Consider the following 20,053-nt stretch of genomic DNA (forward strand, 5'->3'; position numbering starts at 1 on the left):
GTAATCGTAGGGGATATCCCCATAGGATTACACATCTCTCCACCCCTTCTCCAACCACTAGAATTAATATTTCCTATTATTTAAATACGATTTTGTCCAATTTTTCTTCTGATAGGAAATACTTTTCTTGTACATTTTTTTCGAGAATGTCTAATAATAGCATCCTTTAACGAATTCCCCGAAAGAATTCTCCTTCCTCAAGCTTGTGAAGGGCGTAGCCCAACGGTAGGTGGGAGATGAATTTCGGTTTGGCATAGCCAAAAACTTTTGATAAACTAGCTATATGAAGTTCTTTGATAACTTGATATATGAGGTTGCAGGAAGAAAATAGAGTGCGAAAAACAAGCCATTCGGTTCCTGCGTAAAATATCAACCGTACCAAAAGAGCGTCCAAGCGTTGGACATCTAGGGATGGAACACCCCGAAGTAACGCTCAGGGAGACGAAAGGTTGCTTTCATCGTGGAACTGAGAAACTCCCACTTCAAGCCTTGCTAAGTGGCGAGTGTTCACAGGAATAACTTATTGCCACACAACAGTTCCCTAGTCTATCCTTCAATTCAGATGTTCTTTTCCTTTTTAGTATAAAAATACCCCTTTAGATAACCACCTAAAGGGGTAGAGCATCGTATCTTTTTTATAAACATCGCGACTTTATTTTAAAGCCATAGTTAACTCTGCCTTCTTGTTATAATCTACTTTTGCGAATTCTCGATCACTATATCCTTTTAAAGACCAACCAAATTGATTTCCGTCTAATAGTTCATTAATAGGTTCTGTTGAATTGGAATCCCCTTGAACAGTTTTAATTAATAAATCTATGCATCTATAAGTCAATGGAGCCTTATCTTTTAGCTCTTGCTTAGATGATTCGCTAAAATAATAATATGTAAAACATTCCGCAAAATATTCTTCCTTATTTTCGTAATATTTATCCGGGAAAATTTTCTGTCTCTCTTGACTGAAAGGAACATCAAACAAATCAGTATGACTTATATTAAAAAAAACCACTCGATCAATTGCATGCGCTATTTCATGAAGTTCTAAATTAATGGAACCATGCCCCTTTCCTCTTTCACTAAAACCTATTCTAGCCATTACAGGTTTTCCACCAATATCAGATCCCACACCTGGTACATCATCCCAGGTCAATTGTTTTCCTTCGGCATTGGTTTGCCCTTCCCATCCTCGTGGAATTAATCCTTTTAGGTCCCTGTATTCGTCAGACTCAGTGATAGGATAATTAACAAGTTTTACATATGTTCCGTCTGCCACTAATTTATCAAGTATGCCGCTTTTTATTTTTTTTATTCTATCAACCATATGTTGTGCCTCTTGATATTCTTCCACATTATTTCCTCTTATATCAATATGAATAAGCCTTTCATTTTTAGTCTGTTGTTCTTTTATAAACTCAAGGTTGTTTAAAGTTTCGGCTGCAAGGGGATGGTTTGTAAGGGAAATAGACAGAATAAATATCAATAATATCAAAATTGTATTTTTTTTCATATAAATCCTCCCGTTATATGATTTTTAATAACCCTTTGATTAAATAGGGATATTTCAAAAACAAAATTGATAGTGATTGAAGAAATAAGCATTCCTTTTAAAAGCCTCATTTCATGATTCCAATAATTCTGGGTTAATTTTATTTTCCATACTGGCTTGCCTTTTTATATTGTATGTATTGAAGGTCTTTTAAATGAAAACAACCTAAATCTCGGATACATAAATCATTTGCTGTTACAGTTGGGACACACAGAGAGCCGTAAGTGCGATCATGTTGTTTACCTGGACCTGTATGAATATGTAGGAACTGTCCACCTGGATAAACCGATGAAAATACATCTGGGAGTTGAAATGCAGTTGAATCTAAAATACGAGTTTGCTTGAAAACAGAAGTGTATGGAGAAGAAATCGGCATAGATGCGGCCAATTTTTTGCTTAGTAGTTCTGCTAGTAGGGGGTGTAAAAGTAGGACGGCCGCCTTATTAAACCGTTGATTCAGTCCCTCAGGACTTGATGAGTGCTTCGATTGATGCGACTTACTTTAAAAACGGACTCAAGTTCATTTAGTGAATAATTACCATCCTCCCATTCTTTCAATATGTTAAATTTATCCTCCGCAGAGTAAACTTTTTTAGACATTAACAAAACTCTCCTTCAAGCAAACAGATTTTTATTTTTTATCTGTCTACCTAAAGGAGAGCATATCAGTTTAGAAAGAATAACGTTTTCTTGGTACTTAGGGGTATTGTTGATAGGCATGTATGGTGCTCCTATCAGTATATCCAAGTTTGATAAACCATTTTTATATGTTTCAAAGTTTTTACATCAGAACCCATATTAGTTTAGCTTTTTTTTGCACCTATAACTTGGACATCATCAAATAATACATTAGATATTCCATTTGACGTTAGAATCCCAACATGAGTGTTTGCTAAATCCCTACTTGTATTGAACTACCCCCACTTTCACTTCGTTTAGAAGTGAAAGTGGGGGATTCCTAAGTAAAGAGTTCTATCGAACTCTAATTTATTAGGCTATCTCCGCAGTCCTTGCGGTTAGAAGTCTTATCGCTTCATTCTTTAGATTGATACTTGCGTTAATATCCCTATCATGATGTGTACTACAAGAAGGGCATTCCCATTTACGTAGGTTTAGATTTTTAACGTCTTTGTTTTGATATCCACAACAAGAACATAATTGGCTTGAAGCAAATGTTTTCGATACGACAATGACTTGTTTGCCGTACCATTTTGCTTTATATTCCAACATGGTTCGAAACTGTGACCATGATACCTCACTAATTGCTTTTGCTAACTTATGATTTTTTAACATATTCGATACTTGCAAATCTTCTATACCGATAACATCGTGGTTTTTGATGATTTCAGTTGAGATTTTGTCCAAGTAATCTTTTCTAGAATTCATTATATATTCATGAATTCTAGCTACCTTAATTCTTTGTTTATTCCAGCGAGAAGATCCTTTCATTCTTCTAGAAAGAACACGCTGTACTTTTGCCAACTTCTCTTCTAACGATCGAAAAAACTTCGGGTTTTTATAGGTTGTTCCATCTGACAAAATCGCGAAGTCTTTTAGCCCTACATCCATTCCAATGTAAGAAAGTGTTTTCGGGAGTTCTTGCACTTCTGTTTCCACTAACAATGACACAAAGTATCTACCAGAAGGGTTCCTTCTAACCGTAGCATTTAAAATACGTCCCTTTACTTCACGACTTTTGGCAAATCGAACAAGACCTAGTTTTGGCAATTTCATTTTGTTGCCTACAACGGCAATGTTTTCATTTGTTTGTTTTGTGGTATAAGATTGTACGTTGTTCTTCTTAGATTTGAAACACGGGGAGCTGTTTTGTTTTTTGAAAAAGCGTGTATAAGCATCCGCAAGGTTGCGAACGGACGACTGAATCGCAATACTATCCACTTCTTTTAGCCAAACAAACTCTTTCTTCATGGCAGGGAGTTTGGCAGAGCATGTACCATATGTCAAACCTTTTCCTGTTTCCTTGTATGCATTATCCCATAGAGATAGGAAATGATTGAATACAAAACGAGAACAACCAATCGTTTTATTGATTAGAGTTGCTTGTGCTTTATTTGGATATATACGAAATTTATATGCTTTATTGATAATCATAAGTTTCACCTCCATTTCAATATATATCTATTATACACCGAACGTACATTCGACATATAGTAAAATGATCATGACAATTTGTCAAGTAACACTTTACTACCTGTCGAACAATTAAGAGGGCTCTTGCCATCCCTTGTCCGAAGCCAATTCATCTCCCACCTACTCACTAGGCTGTGGCCCTTCACGTTCCTTGAGGAAGGAGTCTTCTTGGCTAAAATGATAAAGTTTGATTCAAAACATATTAATAAGTTGTTTGTATTAAAAGAGACCCTTCATACTTTGAAAAAAGATTGATTAAAAATAGAATTACTCTTGTGAACTAATACACAATTTTTATAAAAAAGTTTGATTGAAATTCATCATAAATCCTGCTACAACAACATTTCTTTTAAAATGTATTCTTTAAAACGGTTAAACTTTTTTCAAAACGGTACGACTTTATTTCAAATCCACACTTAGAAATTGTTTTTTAATTTTCAACACCTTATATACCGTCTTAGTGCTTGTATTTTAAAAATAGACTATAAAAAATGCACCTCTAATTGTCAATTATGTGACTAACAATTAGGGTGCATTTTTTGATCAAATTAGTTAGTTTTTTCAAAACCTATAACTTTGATTAGAGAAAAGATGAATTGTGTTGATATAAACTTTTTTACACTCAAAATGATGAGTCAATTTCAAAACAAACTGGTACGAAGCCTATATAGGCTTCGTATTAAAACCATCTTATTATAAGATTAAATAGGCTTTGGTACAAAATTTAGATTTAAGTTGATTGCTCTATATAAAAATACAGCCATTTCTGCTCTTGAAACATTCGCTCCTGAATTAAAATTTTTATTTCCTGTACCACTTGCAATCCCATTGCTATATAAAGCTTTTACATATTCATTCACCCAATGATCTTTCATATCATTGAATTCATAATTAGCTTTGATTTTCAAGTTAAATGCTTTTGTTAACACTACTGCAATTTCAGCCCTTGTCGCAGTGTTTTTTGGATTAAATGTCTTTTCCCCATTTACTGAAAAAATACCGCTCTTCGTTAAGGACAAAATTTCTTTTTTAAATGGGCTATCATTTATATCTGTAAAAGGATTATCACTTGTATCCGGCAGTGATAAAGATTTATATAAGACAGCTGCTAATTGTTCACGTGTAAGATTATCATTTGCTCCAAAGTAACCATTCCCATATCCATTTATAATTTTATTTCCTGCCATATATGATATTTGGTCATACCCCCAATGACTTTCTGGAACATCTAAAAATACATTAGGAACTTTAATGCCATTTTCATTAAAATAATACCATTTATTATCTACGTCTTTCCAATCTGTAACCATAGTACCATTTTCGTTAAAATAATATACTTGTCTCTTAATAGTTTGTAAGCCTGTTTGCATAACACCATCTTCATTAAAGTAGTATTTGTATCCATTAATAGATTGTAGGCCTTTAACCAGAGGGCCCTCTTTATCACGATAATACCAGTTTCCATCTTTTTGAAACCATTTAACCCAAGGATATTTCTCACTAACTTCTTTTATATTAAAATATTATATTTTTAAAAACAAATAACATCCAGGCTAACTAAAAAAGATAGATGTAAGTTAATATACTACTTTTACATTTTTATATAATTCTAGTTTTTTTATTAGTCCAAACATTTCATATTGTTACCACATACAATATAAAATGTTTGGATTGTATTATATTAATCAACACTTAAAGTTAGGAGGGCTTAATATGGCAGAATGCAAAGGTTTAGCTTGTTTTTTATTCTCTTCGTGGCCAACAGGAACGGTTGTTACAATTACCACTAAATCAGGACAAATTATTGGACCTGCTACTTTTTCATTGTTCTTTCCGACTATTTGTGCGGTTGTATTAGTTGAAGAAGATGTGATAACCCCCTCTTCTACCAATACCATATTCATAAGTTGTGAAGATATAGAAAGTGTTACTTTAACCACCCCTTAAGATGCTTCAGGTGGTTAAAGTTCAATCCATAGTTAAGACATTCTAATGAATGTCTTAACTATGGATAATCTAATCAAAATGCTCCAAAATGTATTATTCCATTGTATCTATCATTTCAATAAGTTGCTTTAAACTGAATTTTTTCCCTTCTAAAGGTTACTTGTCTACACATCCCTCTACATACTTTCATATGATATAGTATATTGTTTAAAGGAGGGATAAATTTGTTCTTATGTAATTTATTTCGTTGTTCAGGTGGAGTATGTAGTATTTTTAAAAATTTACAACCAGGCGAAGTCGTTACTGTGACTGGTAAATCTGGAAATATTATTGGACCTGCTATTTTTACAAATTTTAACCCTAATACTTGTATCGTCACATTAGAAGAGGAAAATTCAGTTACTCCTCCTACTACAAGTATTACTAAGATCAGTTGTAAAGAAATAGAAAGTGTTACATTTATCTCATAATATATTTTAAACCTAAAGCAGGGATTGAAATATGAAACTCTTATACATTACTTCTGGTTACTCAAAAATCTATCAATATCTAGATCAAAGCATACAGAGAACACTTATCGATCAAAATTTCGAATGGTTAGCAGTACAGCCGAGTGAATTAATAGAGCAATTGGATTTCATTACAACAACGTTTCATCCTGATATTGTTTTCACCTTATTAGGTAATCATCTACCACAAAAAGCAATTCAATATTTTAAAAAAAGGAACATTAAATTAGCTGTCTGGTTAACAGAGGACCCATTTTATATAGATACCTCTCTTCTTCTATTAAAGAACTTTGATTTTATATTTACTATTGATAGTGAAGCACTTAAATATTATTCAGGTTTAGGATATACCAATGTATACCACTTACCATTAGCAACTAATATAGATGTATTTAAGCCTGGTCTAAGAAATTCGAAATATAAAAGTGAAATATTGTTCATTGGATATCCTTATCCAACCCGAGTAAAATTGATGCAGTTTCTTTTGGAAAAAACCCCTTATCACTATACCGTTATTGGTCAACACTGGAGAAATAAGTTAATTAAAAAATGGAAAAATCACCGGAGAATTAAAATTATAGAAGAATGGATTCCACCTCAAGAAGTTGCACTCTATTATAATAACGCTAGTCTTATATTAAACCCTCATCGTAGTCATCTATTTTCACAGAATAAAAATAAAAATAAAGTAAAAAATAATACCATTAATAATCGTACGTTTGATATTGCAGCTTGCCAAGGCTTTCAAATTATTGAAGAAAAATCTGACCTTTCATCTTTCTTCAATAAAGATGAAATTATATCCTATAATAGCTTTGAGGACTGTTTAAATAAAGTATCTTTTCATTTGAATGATACGACTTCGAAAAGATTAATGGTCGAAAAAATTCATACAAAAGTTATTACACAGCATACTTTTCATGAGAGAATCCATTTTATTACGACTATTTTACAATCACAACTTTATTAGGTTATTAAATTAAAAATATCTTTTTTCTATAATCATTCTGAATAAATTAAAATGCCTTTTCATTAAATTGAAAAGGCATTTTAATTTATTCAACGAATTCCTAGTAGTATCTAATTGTACCCTATCAAATAAGATCCCACGAAACAGGCGTTCCTTTTTCAATGTCCTTATTCGCTTTCTTTCCGATAATTTTGGATAGGTGTTTTGGTAATAAGCCATTACCTGGTCTAATAGCTTTAATATTTTCTATCGTGAAAGCCTCTCCCGCTTTTATGTTTTCTACAACATATAATGACCTTCTAAATTTTAAAGAATCTTTTTCTAAATCAGTAGGGCCATAATATACTTTCCCCAAAGATTCCCATGCTTTTTCAGTTTCGCTTACTAATAATTTAAATTCAGCAGGTTCCATTGAAAAATCAGCGTCAACTCCTCCATCCGATCTCGAAAGCGTTAAATGCTTCTCTATTACTGTGGCTCCCAAGGCGACACTCGCTACAGATACTCCTACACCAAGTGTATGATCAGACAAACCTACTTCACATTTAAATAGCTCCTTCATATGAGGTATCGTAGCTATATTTGTAGATTTCGGAGATGCAGGATACGTACTTGTACATTTTAATAGAATTAATTCTTTACATCCCTCTTCTCTCGCAGCTCTTACTGTTTCATCTAATTCAGCAATAGAAGCCATACCTGTCGAAATGATTATTGGTTTTCCTGTCGTTGCTACTTTACGTATGAGGGGAATATCAGTATTTTCAAAAGATGCGATTTTATAACAAGAAACATTCAATGATTCTAGAAAATCTACAGCAGTTTCATCAAATGGAGTACTAAATGGTATCATTCCTAATTCTATACAGCGATCAAAAATGGGTTTATGCCACTCCCATGGTGTATATGCTTCTTTATATAAATGATAAAGTGTTTTACCTTTCCATAAGCTTTTCGTATCCTGAATTAAAAAATCACCATTTTCTATATTTAAAGTCATTGTATCTGGTGTATATGTTTGAATTTTAAATCCTTGTGCTCCAGCCTCTGCTGCTGCCTCTACAATTTGCAAGGCTCTATCTAATGATTGATTATGATTCCCTGACATTTCTGCAATAATAAATGGTGGCGAGCTATTGCCAATCTCTCTACCCCCGATATATAAATTACTCATATTTTTCACCTTCAATTTCTTTTTTTATAGCTTCTTTCCTTTCCATCCATTGTTCATAAAAAAGGGTCATTGTAATAACGTCGATAAATTCATTATCCCTGAAAATATGGTTCACATATCTTCCATCTTCCTGGAAGCCGAGTTTCTGATGAAAGTTTAAACTAATACGATTTGATTCTAATATTTCTGCACATACTTTTTGTATGCCATTTGTTTCAAAAATATAGTCTAATGCTACTATACCTAATACAGTTCCAGCACGCCTTACACTCTGTTTGTCTCCTATATAAAATCCCCAATTACAAGTTCGATCTATTTTATTTATTTTTGTAAAATTAACAAATCCAATTGGCTTTTCTTTATATATTAGTAATCTTGCAATCATTGTTTCATCATATTTTAGTTTTTCAAACCATTTATAGTGTTCGTCTATTGTTATTTTATGATCTTCGTACATAACAGAACGAATTTCTTCTGTATTCCTCCACTTTAAAATAAGATTTAAATCTTTCTTTTCTATACATTTCAAATGGAATTTTTCAATGTTTAACATACTATCCTCCTAAAATAATTTTTGTTATTTCATCCGAATTACTGGCACACTTTATGGCAAGAGCTTTATTAGACATTTCTCTCACTTTATCTGAATCTGTTAAAAGTTTGTTTAGACATTTCGTAATGGTTTCATCTGAAACACTTTCAGCTGTACCGATATTCCATGTAGCTCCGGCCTCCGCAACAGCTTTGGTTACTTCTATTTGATTTTGTGCAGTTGTAATTGTTATAGAAGGTAATCCAAGAAAACAGCGCTCCCATGTTGTTGTGCCCCCAGCTCCTATCCCTAAATCCGCTCGTATCATAAACTCTTCAATATTCTCTATTTGACAATAAAATGAAGCGTTTGAAATGCTCTTGCAATAATTTTGAATATCTTTCTTATGAGGATTTTGGCTTCCTACCACTACATCTATTTTTAAAGTATCACTATTAATATTTTGTATAGCTCTTAACGTTTTTAATGTCTCATTCGTTACATCGTGCCCACCAAAAAATATAAAAATATGTTCAACCGCACCCGTTCTTTTTTGTAAAAATTTCTTAGCAGAATGGAACTCTGGCCGTAATATGGCATATTTAGGTCCTAATTTTATTAAAGAGTGCTCTGGTATTAATTCTTTATAGCGTTCATTAAGACTCTCGTATAGATTTTGATCTAATAACAATTCACAATCATGTACTCGATCTGCAAGATCATCGATTACCATAATCTTTTTTACAGTTTTTCTTAAAGCAGTTTCCCACTTTTCATCTAATCCATAATGATCAACAATTAACCAATCAAAATTGGGAAGTTGCGACAAAATATCATTGGTCTGTCGTGCATCAACAAACCAATGACATTTTAGCCAATCCAAATAACTCCCGTGTACTGTACTTAAGAAATTCGTATTTTCACCATCTGCATCTAACAAAAATACATGAAATCCCTTATTTAAAATATATTGCTGCAAATCACCTTGCAGCTTACGACAAATGAAATAAACTTGAGCACCTTTATTCCGTAACTCATGGGCCAGTGTTAAGCAACGCATAATATGACCGGTACCTATTTCAATAGATGCGTCGGCGCGAAAGGCAATTTTTTTCTCAAGCAAGTTACTCCCTCCTCACTAAAAGCACTACAATTTATTAATTTATAATTTCGTTTCTCTATTTAACTCATCCACTAATGATTGTTGATTTGCCCATTTCAATTTCACATGACTATTGATTTGAATAAGTTCAGGATTTCGAAGGATATAATCTTTTATTTGATGAAAAAATAAAGGTTTAGATTTTACATTCAGACTTTTATAAAGTTCATTGAACATATCTAAATCTGGTTGTTCATCTAATGTTAACCTCCAAGTAGGGTAACAAAATGGCGGAGGGAGTTTTACTATATTGACCCGGAATAAATGTGGATTATTAATAAAATAAAACGGAAGGTATTCTGCATAGGTTAAAGTTTTTGGGGTTTGTAGCAAACGTTCAATTGCTTCTAATGTGAAAATATCGCCTGCTGTTCCGACAGGTAACGTACTTAGCTGTGCTTGTGTATAATCTGCTCCACTTTTCAAATGTTGCTCTAGTAAATAATTATTGATTTCTGGTGATACAACTGGGCAATCTCCTGTAATCCGCATAACAATGTTTGCTTTTTCTTGTTTTGCAGCTTGGAGTATGCGATCTGCGGTATTTTCTGGATCACCTCTGAAAATTTTAACCTTCCCACCTAGATCAAATTTTTCTAAAGGATCATCTTGTGCTACATCTGAAGTAGCAAGTATGACTTGGTGTCCCCCAGGAATAGCTAATGCATTTATAAGACAGCGTTCAATAGAAGGGATTCCATGTATTGGCAATATTGCTTTTAAAGGCAACCTAGTAGATTTTAATCTACAAAGTACAATAATTACTACTTTAGGAGGTTCAATAACCTCTTTCGTTAATGGAGTTCCTGCTTGCAAATTATATAAAGCTACTTGAGGTAATAATTCCTCGAACTGAAGCTGGTTCATTGCATTTTCAACGATACCTAGTTCCATATCAACTTTATTAACTGTAATGATTTCTCCTTTTTTTATATCAACTTTTGTTACTGCTCTTAACAACTTTTTGTTTCGCAATTCTAATAACACCCCTTTCATTTAATGTTTAGCAACTCTATAAAACGAAAGAACTTTTCTTACTGCTTTTATTACATCCCCTACATCACCTTTTGTCATTTTAGGAAATAGAGGAAGTGTAATAATTTCCTCATATAAATTTTCGGCTTGTGGACAAAGGCCTTTTCTATAACCCAAATTTTGATAAAACGGTTGTAAATGTACTGGTATATAGTGCACATTCACACCAATATTTTCTTTTTGTAATGCCTCATAAATTTCTTTTCGATTACCCTTTAATAATTTAGTATTTAACCGAATGATATAAAGGTGCCAACTTGAGTGGGTTTGGGGCAATTGCTTTGGTATGATGATTTCAGGTAAACTATTAAATTCTTTATTATAAATGTCTACATATTTCTTTCTAATCTTAATAAAAGAATCTAATTTACTTAACTGTGATAAGCCAAGAGCAGCCTGTATATCAGTCATCCTGTAGTTGTAACCCAAAAATTGCATTTCATAATACCAAGGCCCATGATTATCAAGAAGTTTTTGAGGATTCCTTTCAATTCCATGTGTACGAAATTGAACAAGCTTTTCATAAAGCAAAGTATTATTTGTAGTAATTACTCCACCCTCTCCTGTTGTAATATGTTTCACAGGATGAAAGCTAAACATTGTCATATCACCAATTGAACCAATCTTTTGGTTTTTATAAGTGGCTCCTAATGCATGTGCTGCATCTTCAATGATAATCAAGTTATTCTCATTTGCTATTTTTTTTATTTTATCTAATTCTACAGGCTGCCCAGTAAAGTGTACGGGAATAATAGCCTTTGTTTTGTTTGTAATCTTTTCCTCTATAGACTTAGTACTGATATTGTATGTTTCATAGTCTATATCAGCGAAAACTGGCTTTCCACCCTGGTATAAAATACAATTTGCACTTGCTACAAATGTCATTGAGGTTGTAATTACTTCGTCTCCCTCTGTGATTCCAGCTGCATAGCAGGCAGCATGCAAAGCAGCTGTACCACTTGAAAAAGAAACAGCGTATTTTGCCCCAACGTATTTTGCTATAGCCTCCTCAAACTGTTGAATCGTTGGTCCTGTCGTTAAAAAGTCTCCTTTTAATATATCTATAACTGCCTGAATATCATGGTCATCAATTTGTTGTTGACCATAAGGCAAATATGTTCCTCTAACAGGATTTCCCCCATGTATACCGAGAATTTCCCTGGCCATTATTCTTTCTCCTTAGGCTTAATTTTTAAAGATTTAATCCACTCTTCTGTTTTAATAACTCCATCTTCTAAAGAAACTTTCGGTTCCCAATTTAATATTATTTTTGCTTTTTCATAGTTACATAATAATTTTTGAATTTCACTTTGTGGATGGATATGAGTTACATGTTGAATACTTACTTTATTTCCCGAAATCAATTCTGCTAATTTATTAATTGATATATCTTGTCCTGTTCCTGCGTTGATAATATGACCATTTGCTTTAGAAGAATAGCCTGCTTTCACAACGAAATCTGCACAATCTTCAACGTATAAAAGGTCTCTCGTTTGTTTCCCATCTCCATAAATATTTACTGGCATTTTATCTAATTTATTATTTATAAAAATGGCAACAACCCCACCTTCACCTCCAGTTTTCTGGAATGGTCCGTACGTATTAAATGGACGAATTACCACAACTGGAAGCTTATAAGCATAATAGTAAGATAGAACCATATTTTCAGCAGCTATTTTTGATCCAGCATATGGAGAAGCTGGTTTAATGGGGTCTAATTCTGATATTCCTTGTGTATTAGTAGCTTTATCATATACCATACAAGTACTCATAAAGACCATTTTGACATTATGCTTATGACATTGTTCTAACAAATTAAAAGTACCTATTGTATCATTTTCAAAAGTCGTTCTAGCATCATCTATACTATCTTGAACATTAATACTTGCTGCTAAATGATAACAAAGGTCAAATGAATGATTTTTAAATAATTGGTCAAGCAATTTTTTATCTTTAATATCTCCTTGTATACATTGCTTCAAGTTTAAATCATAAACGAACTCGATAATATTTGCTGTAGTTGAATTCGCTAAATTGTCTAATATCCATACTTCATGCTTATCTTGCAATAATCGCTTTACAACCCACCTACCAATAAATCCTGCACCACCAGTTACTAATATTTTCATAATTTCTCCCCTCCTGCTAGTAGTTGCTGGTTTATAATCAAATTTCTAAGTTCTTCTTTTGAAATCGCATCTTGATGATCTGAGCGATAAAATCCTGGCTTCGCTCTATTGGCATTTTCATATTGAGCACCCTTTTTTAGTGGACTTGGTATGATAAACATATCCGGTAATTCAAAAGCCTGTAAAGATTCATCATGTGTCATAAGTTCTTCATACATTTTTTCACCAGGTTTTAATCCAATTTCTTCAATCTTAATACTATCCTTGGACAAACTATACAACTTTGTAACTTCTTCTATCATCACTTCACTTAAATCTTTTAATGAAATAACTGGCATTTTCAATATGAAAGTTTCACCGCCCTTTGCTATTTTCATTGCTTCAATGGTTAACATCGTTGCTTGTTTCAGTGTCATCATAAATCTGCTCATACTAAGATCAGTTACAGTTATTTTGTGATTTTCTTTAATTTGATTTTCAAATAAGGGAATAACAGAACCTCTCGATCCCATAACATTTCCGAAACGTACACTTGCAAATATTGTTTCACTAGATCCTTTTGAATATTCTGCTGATGTTATCAATCTTTCAGCTGTTAGTTTTGTTGCACCATAATTATTTGTTGGTGAAATTGCTTTATCAGAGCTTGTGAAAATCACCTTTTTTACTTTCTGGGCAATTGCTGCTTTTATTACATTTTGTGTTCCAAAAATGTTGGTCAATACCGCTTCAAACGGATTATATTCACAAAATGAAACATGCTTCATCGCCGCAACATGGAACACATAATCAATATTTTCCATTGCGCTATATAGGCGATCATAATTTCGAATATCCCCAATTAAATAGCGAATATTTTGATTTTTACCCCTAAACTCTTCTTGTAATAAAAATTGATTATATTCACTTCTACTAAAAATTCTTATAACTTTTGGCTTTCCCTCTAAAACATTAGAAAGAATGCTTTTTCCAATTGTTCCTGTTCCACCAATAATTAAAACGTTTTTATTTTTAAAAAACATAGATATGAATACCTCCTCTTTTTAAAATAATGTTTATCCTTGTGCGCTTTGAATTAAGCCTTGCAACTTTTTGGTGCTTACTTCTTGTGGATAATTTTCACTAATAAATTGTTGTCTTAATTCTTTTGCTAGACTTGACTGCAAAGAATCGTTTAGGACCTTTTCAATCGTGCCCACCATATCTTCAATAGAGTGATTTACAAGCCAATCTAATTTATCATAATACTTATAATCTCTATCCTCTAATAACGATTTATAAACAACTACAGGTATATCTAATAACATTGCCTCTAACCCAACTGTTGAATTAGAAATAACCACAAGATTCGCATGTAAAATAACATCATACATGTTCACTTCATTTGTTATATATTTAACATTAGGATATACGTTACTTAACCGAACATATTCTCCCACTAGGTTACGCCCTTTTTCCCAAGGATGAGGCTTTATAATAACTGTGATATTTTTGCCTTTAACTAATTCTTCTGTCAATTCGATATAAAATGAAGTTTTAAATGGCTGGGTTGCAATAAAAACTACTTTTGTAGAGGGGTCTATTTTTAATTGTTTAAAAAGATTCTTTTTATCCATATATACCCTATCGAAGATATCATCATATCTGGGATGCCCTATAACCTCAATTTGAGATTCACTGACCCCTTTTTGAAGGTACCAATCTCGTTCATATCTTCCATATACAACCTGTTTTGTAGCGAAAACTGGAAAGTATGCTTCTTCACCCATTATCGCACCATGCTGAAGACAATAACTCGGTATCCCTTCACTTTTAGATAGAAAAGTAAGAGCTCTGCTTGCTATATCCTCCGTTGTGCCAACAATCACACCAGAAATAACTTGTTCTTTAAATATGAAATATGCCATATTAAGTTTCTCAATCATAATAGGGAGGTCACTGAGTAATTTTTTTTGAAAAAACATGTTTGAAAATAGTGGATGTTTATTAAACTTTGAATAAATTTTTTTAGCCTTTTCGATGAAAACATGTGCAGTATTAGGGGCTTTATTTATATAATCTGGTGCACAAATTGTAGGAAGACCATAAAGTTCTGTCTTTTTTGATCTAGTTAATATCTTTGTATGATTTGGATTAAAGTGAGTAAAATTACTTACTGAAAAACGGAGATAATCTGAATTCAGGAGAATCACTCCATTTTGATTTATTCTTTTTATCTTTGATTGAAATGAAGACATTCTTTTTTCAAACTCTAACTGCAACTGTGTTTCCTCTATAGGTTCAATTGACAGTTGTTTATAAAAATCTTTTTCTTTCATTTTATTTTTTACATCTTCGTCCAAATATTGATAGAAATTACTCAGTAATGGTAAAGGAACATTATAATGCTTTAATTCAGAAAAAACATTTATATATTCTAGATTTAATAACCAGTAATTTTTCAAATAGATGTCACTCAATATTTCACCCTCTTTTTTTTCTTAAGTCTTCTCTTAATTCTTTACATGTTCTTTGTGATGGTAATAATTGTACAAATTCATTTTTTTCTTCCGCAAATAACTGCGCATGTATTGAATGTGAAGTAATATAATTGATATCTAAAATTTCATCTAAAGGATAAAAATCCCAATAATGATTTAATCTCCAAAAAAAGCGTGCATCTCCTATACGATAAAACTGAGGGTCTTCATCCCAGTAAGTACTCCACCTTTTTTCAAGAATCGGCAAAACAGATGCTCTATGCATTATAGAACAATGATCAATTGCGCATGGCGCATTATTAGTGACTTTTTTTGCAGGCCTTTCAACAGTTTTGATAGGTAAATCTGATTCATCTAGATGGATCGTTTTTGATGCAGAATATACAATTTGAACATCTTTATTCTCATCAAGATAACTAGACATCATTTTAAGTCGCTCTTTTTCGTATTGATTATCATCTGTAATATAAGTAATATACTCCCCTTTTGCATGTTTAAGTGCCTCGTTAATTAAAGCAGCATATCTGACTTTTTTTGTTCGTTCAGAAATATGGGCTACATTACTTTTATAAAAGTGTACATTTTTCTTGTTTATGAATGGTTGAATCACTTTCTGAGTCAGTTCGTTAGAATCATCATCCATAATAAAAAGTTCAAAATCTTGGAAAGTTTGGTTTAATACACTTAATATCGATTTTTCTACAAATGTGGGCTTATTATAACTCGTCATAATAACTGTAATTTTAGGCAAATATTACTCTCCTCCTTATCATTAAATAAAAAATAGTTACGTTATTATATAAAGAGAAAGGACGAACCGTTCCGATAATTTTAAAAAAGATTTATATATGTAATAAAATGATAAAGTAGCTATTTTATTTGCCCATGCATCTTTTTTATAATCCGCTATAGTCTATACCATATCTATGAACAAGTAATAAACTATTTAAGTACAAAAAAGAAAATATCAATAGTTAGAAACAACTAACTCCAAAGATTCAATTAATATTCACCTGAAAATATTAAGCTATCCAAAATTCTCACAAGAGGTGACAACTTTGAAACCCCTAATTTCAATTATCCTCACTAGCTATAATAAACCTTCTTTAATTAATCAAGTTATTGAAAGTGTTCAGATGCAAACTTTTAAAGAATGGGAACTTTTTATTATGGATGATAACTCTTATCCAGATACTATAAATATCATAAAAAAGTATTTAGATGACCCTCGAATTTATTATAAGAATAGTTTTATACAAGGTAATGAAAGATATAAAACCACAAGATATGCAACGCTCATTAATGAGGCGCTTCCATTAACATGCGGAGATTATATTTGCTATTTAACCGATGATACTATGTACGTTCCAAATAGATTAGCTGAAATGTTATCTTTCTTACAAAAAAGTCCTGAAATAGATGTGGTGTATTCTTCTCAGCACGTAAAATGTGTTGATTATAATCTACAACCTACTCATGAATATGTAAGAAAAGCCTCGGAAATTTTATATACAGCTGCAAATGTTGTGGATCACTGTTCAGTTATGCATACAAGAAGAATTTTATTAAAGGTTTATCAAAAATACAGTAATTATTGGGAGACCGATTCTCTATATTGGTTTAACGGAGATGCAATGTTTTGGAAACGTCTAAATACATTCCAACCTTTCTATCCTATTAACAAAGTGCTCGATATTACTTTCAAAACACCTTTTTCCTTCCAAAATCTATATGCCAACCTCCCATCTAAAGATTTAAATGGTATATTGCTTAGAAATTCACAAGGTGACGTATTTTTAGTTGATAATTATAAACGTAGGCCCATATCAAAAGAAATGCTTTCTTACTTCAAATATAATCAAAATCAAATTGTCCCAATACCTGAACCATTTATTTACAAATACACAGAAGGACCACCTATATCTCTTACAGAACCCATTCCAAATTTACGTGTTGTAAAAAATGAAAAAGGAGAATTATTTTATATAGAAAATAATCAAAAACGTCCATTTATTAACACTACAGCATTTCGCAAGTTTAAATTTTCAGCTCAAGAAATTATTAAAGTTTCGCAACGTAATTTAGATGAATTTTCAGATGGACCACCTATTTACCCGAAATTATCTAATTACACGATTCTACCTGAAGGGAAAGTATTTATCTATCATCACAATTATTTCATTATGACAGATCGCATGCTTCACCCAATAGATAAAGACATGTTACAAAAACTGTATCTATTAAAGAACTGTATACCGATTTCAAAAACTAGCTTATCCTACTTTAAAATTGGTCCTCCTATTTCATCATATCCATCTCACTTAGCTGAAGAGTACCAAGAAGACTGACAAACGAGATTGTGCCAAGAAGTACTATCCCCATGCCCATCAACTTAAGAAAAGTAAGCACCCCAAAACAAAAAAATGAGCTGTTTTCTCAAAATATCTACCTGTAGAGAAAGAAAGTTTTCATTTAGGTGGTACTTCAAAACCTTAGCTTGCTAGTAGGGGTCACCATCTATCAATATTAGTAATGCAGATAACATCATCCTATCGAATAATAAGAAATATAGATAATGCCATACTTCATCATTATTGCATGCATGCTTGTTTCTTTCATCTTTCACAACAAATTCTATATGATAATAGGTGCACTTCTTCTCTTCATGAAATTTTGATGTACCATTATGACTCTCTCAATTCTGTCAAAACAGTCACTTCTTTTTTTTATTTTTTCTTTCTCAAATAGTTCTGATTTTCCCATTGATTCTTTTAGGTTCTGGTGCAAAAATAAAGTAAAAGAGAATAAAGCATATATATTCCTAACAGAATCGTATCTTATGCTACAAGTCCAAACAATTGATGGACGAATTCTTTCTGATTTTGTATAGACTGGTTCCGTAAATTAATCTGTTCTTTTTTAATCATATGCATGGCTTCTACTCCAGAAAGAATGGATATAGCTGTGTCAAAAGATTTGAGCCCTAGCATAGAACGGATACGCTTCTTTATAAAGCGATGATCTTGTTCTACTATATTATTCAAGTACTTTTGTTGTCTAAGTTGCATACCATCAGGTATGCTTTTTTCTTTTTTCAACAGTTCAATTTCTATTGGATAAGCCGGATTCTTATCGACTGTTATCACACGTGGCTTTGATACATGAAAAGACCGCAAAGCTTTCTTGAAAAAGCGCTTTGCAGCCTTTCGGTCTCTTGTTTTGCTTAGACAAAAATCGATTGTGTTTCCTTTCGAATCAACAGCACGGTACAGGTACATCCATTGCCCTTTAACTTTTATATATGTTTCATCAACTCTCCAAGAGTCATTGGTTTGCTTAAGGTGACGACGAATTCGTTTGTCCAATTCCGGGCCATACTGATGAACCCAACGCATAATCGTGGTATGAGAAATAGATAAGCCCCGTTCCTTCATCATTTCCACCAAATCACGAAAACTGAGGTTATACCGTAGGTACCATCACCATCTTACCGTTAACAAAATTATATCAGGCTGATAATGCTTCCATTTGAACAAATTTTCCTTTTTCATACTGATCAAACACCTTTTCTAGAGTAGTAATATCAGTATGTCCAAGTTTTATAGATTTTTTGCACCAGAACCAGCCAACCCGTTCCTAATCCAAGTGAAAATACTGGAATCCCTATAGGAAGTAGTGCTTTGAAAAACTCCCACTTGTAGTACCAAATAATCTCTAAAACACCCTTAAAACTTGTTGGACCCCACATTCGCCTCACCCCTTATCATCCCCTTAACAACAAACAAGACGGCAGCGCCTACGATAATTGCTATTGGTTTCATCACTACTTCACCAACAATCCTAATTCACGTAGGATTCCTGAGAACTAATAACCATACGCAAAACCTACAATACAAATTCCTGGAGTGTATCTATGTTCTAAATCTTCATTGTACGTTTTCTTATAATAAGCTAGTTTAGAATCAATGTTATGTTTGTCGCTAATAATTACTTCCTCGCTAGGAAATCCATCCATTTCAATCTGAACAACTACATACTCTGCTTCTTCATTTACAGCTTCATTAAAACACTTTTCTAATTCCTCTAATGTTACACCCACCATTAACCTTCTATTTAAATGTACATTTTGCTCAATAAAAAAGAGCACCCACGTCAGTAGATGCTAAAATATGTGAATGGACTTCTCGATGAGCATTGAATAGGATATAAGCGGTTAACTTGTCCTACACTATACTATATGATTTCTTTATCAAAATAGTTCATCAAAAAGGCACCTTATCCAGGTGCCCTTTCGTGAACATAGAGGTAACACTAAAACGCAGCAATAAACTTGATATCGTGGTGTGTCAATCTATCATTTTATGCTCGATATTCCCTAATATGCTTGATGGTTAATGTGTAATTTCTATATAACAAAG

The 20,053-nt window shown here is 32.6% G+C and carries 17 protein-coding genes and 3 pseudogenes; 4 read left to right on the plus strand and 16 right to left on the minus strand.

All coding sequences use genetic code 11. The annotated features are described in order from the left end of the window. Window positions 1–673: 673 nt before the first annotated feature. The 4 genes and pseudogenes from MHH59_RS30190 to MHH59_RS30205 all read right to left on the minus strand — a co-directional run. Window positions 674–1,507: pseudogene (locus MHH59_RS30190) on the minus strand (anthrax toxin lethal factor-related metalloendopeptidase); the annotation flags it as partial. Between the two features lie 157 nt (window positions 1,508–1,664). Beyond that, window positions 1,665–2,018: pseudogene (locus MHH59_RS30195) on the minus strand (IS4 family transposase); the annotation flags it as partial. Window positions 2,019–2,536: 518 nt separating this feature from the next. Continuing rightward, a complete protein-coding gene (gene tnpB / locus MHH59_RS30200; protein WP_041867962.1) occupies window positions 2,537–3,658 on the minus strand; it encodes an IS200/IS605 family element RNA-guided endonuclease TnpB in 1,122 nt (373 codons plus the stop codon). A gap of 740 nt (window positions 3,659–4,398) precedes the next feature. Further along, complete coding sequence (locus tag MHH59_RS30205; protein WP_340853779.1) at window positions 4,399–5,211, minus strand: S-layer homology domain-containing protein; 813 nt, start codon at window positions 5,209–5,211, stop codon at window positions 4,399–4,401. Between the two features lie 199 nt (window positions 5,212–5,410). On the opposite strand from MHH59_RS30205, the gene MHH59_RS30210 reads away from it, so the two are divergent. The 3 genes from MHH59_RS30210 to MHH59_RS30220 all read left to right on the plus strand — a co-directional run bounded on the left by MHH59_RS30210 (window position 5,411) and on the right by MHH59_RS30220 (window position 7,123). Further along, on the plus strand, window positions 5,411–5,644 hold the full coding sequence (locus MHH59_RS30210) for a hypothetical protein (protein ID WP_016127790.1): 234 nt from the start codon (window positions 5,411–5,413) through the stop codon (window positions 5,642–5,644). A 224-nt stretch (window positions 5,645–5,868) separates the two neighbouring features. After that, the gene (locus tag MHH59_RS30215) at window positions 5,869–6,114 is read left to right on the plus strand and encodes a hypothetical protein (RefSeq protein WP_002169373.1); all 246 of its coding nucleotides are present in this window, start codon (window positions 5,869–5,871) and stop codon (window positions 6,112–6,114) included. 31 nt (window positions 6,115–6,145) lie between these two features. Further along, window positions 6,146–7,123: a CgeB family protein gene (locus MHH59_RS30220; RefSeq protein ID WP_113938468.1), complete on the plus strand. Its 978-nt coding sequence runs from the start codon at window positions 6,146–6,148 to the stop codon at window positions 7,121–7,123. Window positions 7,124–7,247: 124 nt separating this feature from the next. On the opposite strand, the gene pseI is transcribed toward MHH59_RS30220, so the two are convergent. The 9 genes from pseI to MHH59_RS30265 are packed head-to-tail and all read right to left on the minus strand — an operon-like array spanning window position 7,248 to window position 16,386. After that, window positions 7,248–8,297: a pseudaminic acid synthase gene (gene pseI, locus MHH59_RS30225; protein WP_002169371.1), complete on the minus strand. Its 1,050-nt coding sequence runs from the start codon at window positions 8,295–8,297 to the stop codon at window positions 7,248–7,250. Beyond that, window positions 8,290–8,850, minus strand: coding sequence for a UDP-4-amino-4,6-dideoxy-N-acetyl-beta-L-altrosamine N-acetyltransferase (gene pseH / locus MHH59_RS30230; RefSeq protein WP_002016604.1), 561 nt, complete (start codon window positions 8,848–8,850; stop codon window positions 8,290–8,292). The genes pseI and pseH overlap by 8 nt, the downstream gene beginning before the upstream one ends. Window position 8,851: 1 nt before the next feature. Beyond that, window positions 8,852–9,952 carry a UDP-2,4-diacetamido-2,4,6-trideoxy-beta-L-altropyranose hydrolase gene (gene pseG, locus MHH59_RS30235; protein ID WP_061675967.1) on the minus strand — a complete coding sequence of 367 codons (1,101 nt, stop codon included), beginning with the start codon at window positions 9,950–9,952 and terminating at the stop codon, window positions 8,852–8,854. Between the two features lie 39 nt (window positions 9,953–9,991). After that, window positions 9,992–10,987, minus strand: coding sequence for a cytidylyltransferase domain-containing protein (locus MHH59_RS30240; protein WP_033729003.1), 996 nt, complete (start codon window positions 10,985–10,987; stop codon window positions 9,992–9,994). After that, window positions 10,988–12,193, minus strand: coding sequence for a UDP-4-amino-4,6-dideoxy-N-acetyl-beta-L-altrosamine transaminase (gene pseC / locus MHH59_RS30245; protein ID WP_201039821.1), 1,206 nt, complete (start codon window positions 12,191–12,193; stop codon window positions 10,988–10,990). Beyond that, the gene (locus tag MHH59_RS30250; RefSeq protein WP_340853696.1) at window positions 12,193–13,155 is read right to left on the minus strand and encodes a dTDP-glucose 4,6-dehydratase; all 963 of its coding nucleotides are present in this window, start codon (window positions 13,153–13,155) and stop codon (window positions 12,193–12,195) included. Before MHH59_RS30250 ends, pseC begins: the two co-directional genes overlap by 1 nt. Beyond that, window positions 13,152–14,177: an SDR family NAD(P)-dependent oxidoreductase gene (locus MHH59_RS30255; protein ID WP_002191469.1), complete on the minus strand. Its 1,026-nt coding sequence runs from the start codon at window positions 14,175–14,177 to the stop codon at window positions 13,152–13,154. Before MHH59_RS30255 ends, MHH59_RS30250 begins: the two co-directional genes overlap by 4 nt. A 33-nt stretch (window positions 14,178–14,210) precedes the next feature. Further along, complete coding sequence (locus MHH59_RS30260; protein ID WP_340853699.1) at window positions 14,211–15,614, minus strand: CDP-glycerol glycerophosphotransferase family protein; 1,404 nt, start codon at window positions 15,612–15,614, stop codon at window positions 14,211–14,213. 4 nt (window positions 15,615–15,618) lie between these two features. After that, window positions 15,619–16,386 (minus strand): glycosyltransferase family 2 protein, encoded by a 768-nt coding sequence (locus tag MHH59_RS30265; protein ID WP_016093944.1) that lies wholly within the window; start codon window positions 16,384–16,386, stop codon window positions 15,619–15,621. A gap of 307 nt (window positions 16,387–16,693) precedes the next feature. On the opposite strand from MHH59_RS30265, the gene MHH59_RS30270 reads away from it, so the two are divergent. Beyond that, the gene (locus MHH59_RS30270) at window positions 16,694–17,983 is read left to right on the plus strand and encodes a glycosyltransferase family 2 protein (protein WP_098168522.1); all 1,290 of its coding nucleotides are present in this window, start codon (window positions 16,694–16,696) and stop codon (window positions 17,981–17,983) included. Between the two features lie 489 nt (window positions 17,984–18,472). Here the strand turns inward: MHH59_RS30270 and MHH59_RS30275 are convergent. The 3 genes and pseudogenes from MHH59_RS30275 to MHH59_RS30285 form a co-directional block, all read right to left on the minus strand. Beyond that, window positions 18,473–19,186: pseudogene (locus tag MHH59_RS30275) on the minus strand (IS6 family transposase). Between the two features lie 32 nt (window positions 19,187–19,218). After that, the gene (locus MHH59_RS30280; protein WP_340853791.1) at window positions 19,219–19,392 is read right to left on the minus strand and encodes a hypothetical protein; all 174 of its coding nucleotides are present in this window, start codon (window positions 19,390–19,392) and stop codon (window positions 19,219–19,221) included. A gap of 108 nt (window positions 19,393–19,500) precedes the next feature. Continuing rightward, complete coding sequence (locus MHH59_RS30285) at window positions 19,501–19,734, minus strand: hypothetical protein (RefSeq protein WP_098169172.1); 234 nt, start codon at window positions 19,732–19,734, stop codon at window positions 19,501–19,503. Between the last annotated feature and the right edge of the window lie 319 nt (window positions 19,735–20,053).

Source organism: Bacillus sp. FSL E2-0195, from assembly GCF_038003645.1.
Lineage (GTDB): Bacteria > Bacillota > Bacilli > Bacillales > Bacillaceae_G > Bacillus_A > Bacillus_A mycoides.

Coding starts and splice junctions, on each gene's coding strand:
- tnpB (WP_041867962.1), bottom strand. CDS start 3,658: ATGATTATCAATAAAGCATATAAATTTCGTATATATCCAAATAAAGCA.
- MHH59_RS30210 (WP_016127790.1), top strand. CDS start 5,411: ATGGCAGAATGCAAAGGTTTAGCTTGTTTTTTATTCTCTTCGTGGCCA.
- MHH59_RS30220 (WP_113938468.1), top strand. CDS start 6,146: ATGAAACTCTTATACATTACTTCTGGTTACTCAAAAATCTATCAATAT.
- pseI (WP_002169371.1), bottom strand. CDS start 8,297: ATGAGTAATTTATATATCGGGGGTAGAGAGATTGGCAATAGCTCGCCA.
- pseH (WP_002016604.1), bottom strand. CDS start 8,850: ATGTTAAACATTGAAAAATTCCATTTGAAATGTATAGAAAAGAAAGAT.
- MHH59_RS30240 (WP_033729003.1), bottom strand. CDS start 10,987: ATGAAAGGGGTGTTATTAGAATTGCGAAACAAAAAGTTGTTAAGAGCA.
- pseC (WP_201039821.1), bottom strand. CDS start 12,193: ATGGCCAGGGAAATTCTCGGTATACATGGGGGAAATCCTGTTAGAGGA.
- MHH59_RS30250 (WP_340853696.1), bottom strand. CDS start 13,155: ATGAAAATATTAGTAACTGGTGGTGCAGGATTTATTGGTAGGTGGGTT.
- MHH59_RS30255 (WP_002191469.1), bottom strand. CDS start 14,177: ATGTTTTTTAAAAATAAAAACGTTTTAATTATTGGTGGAACAGGAACA.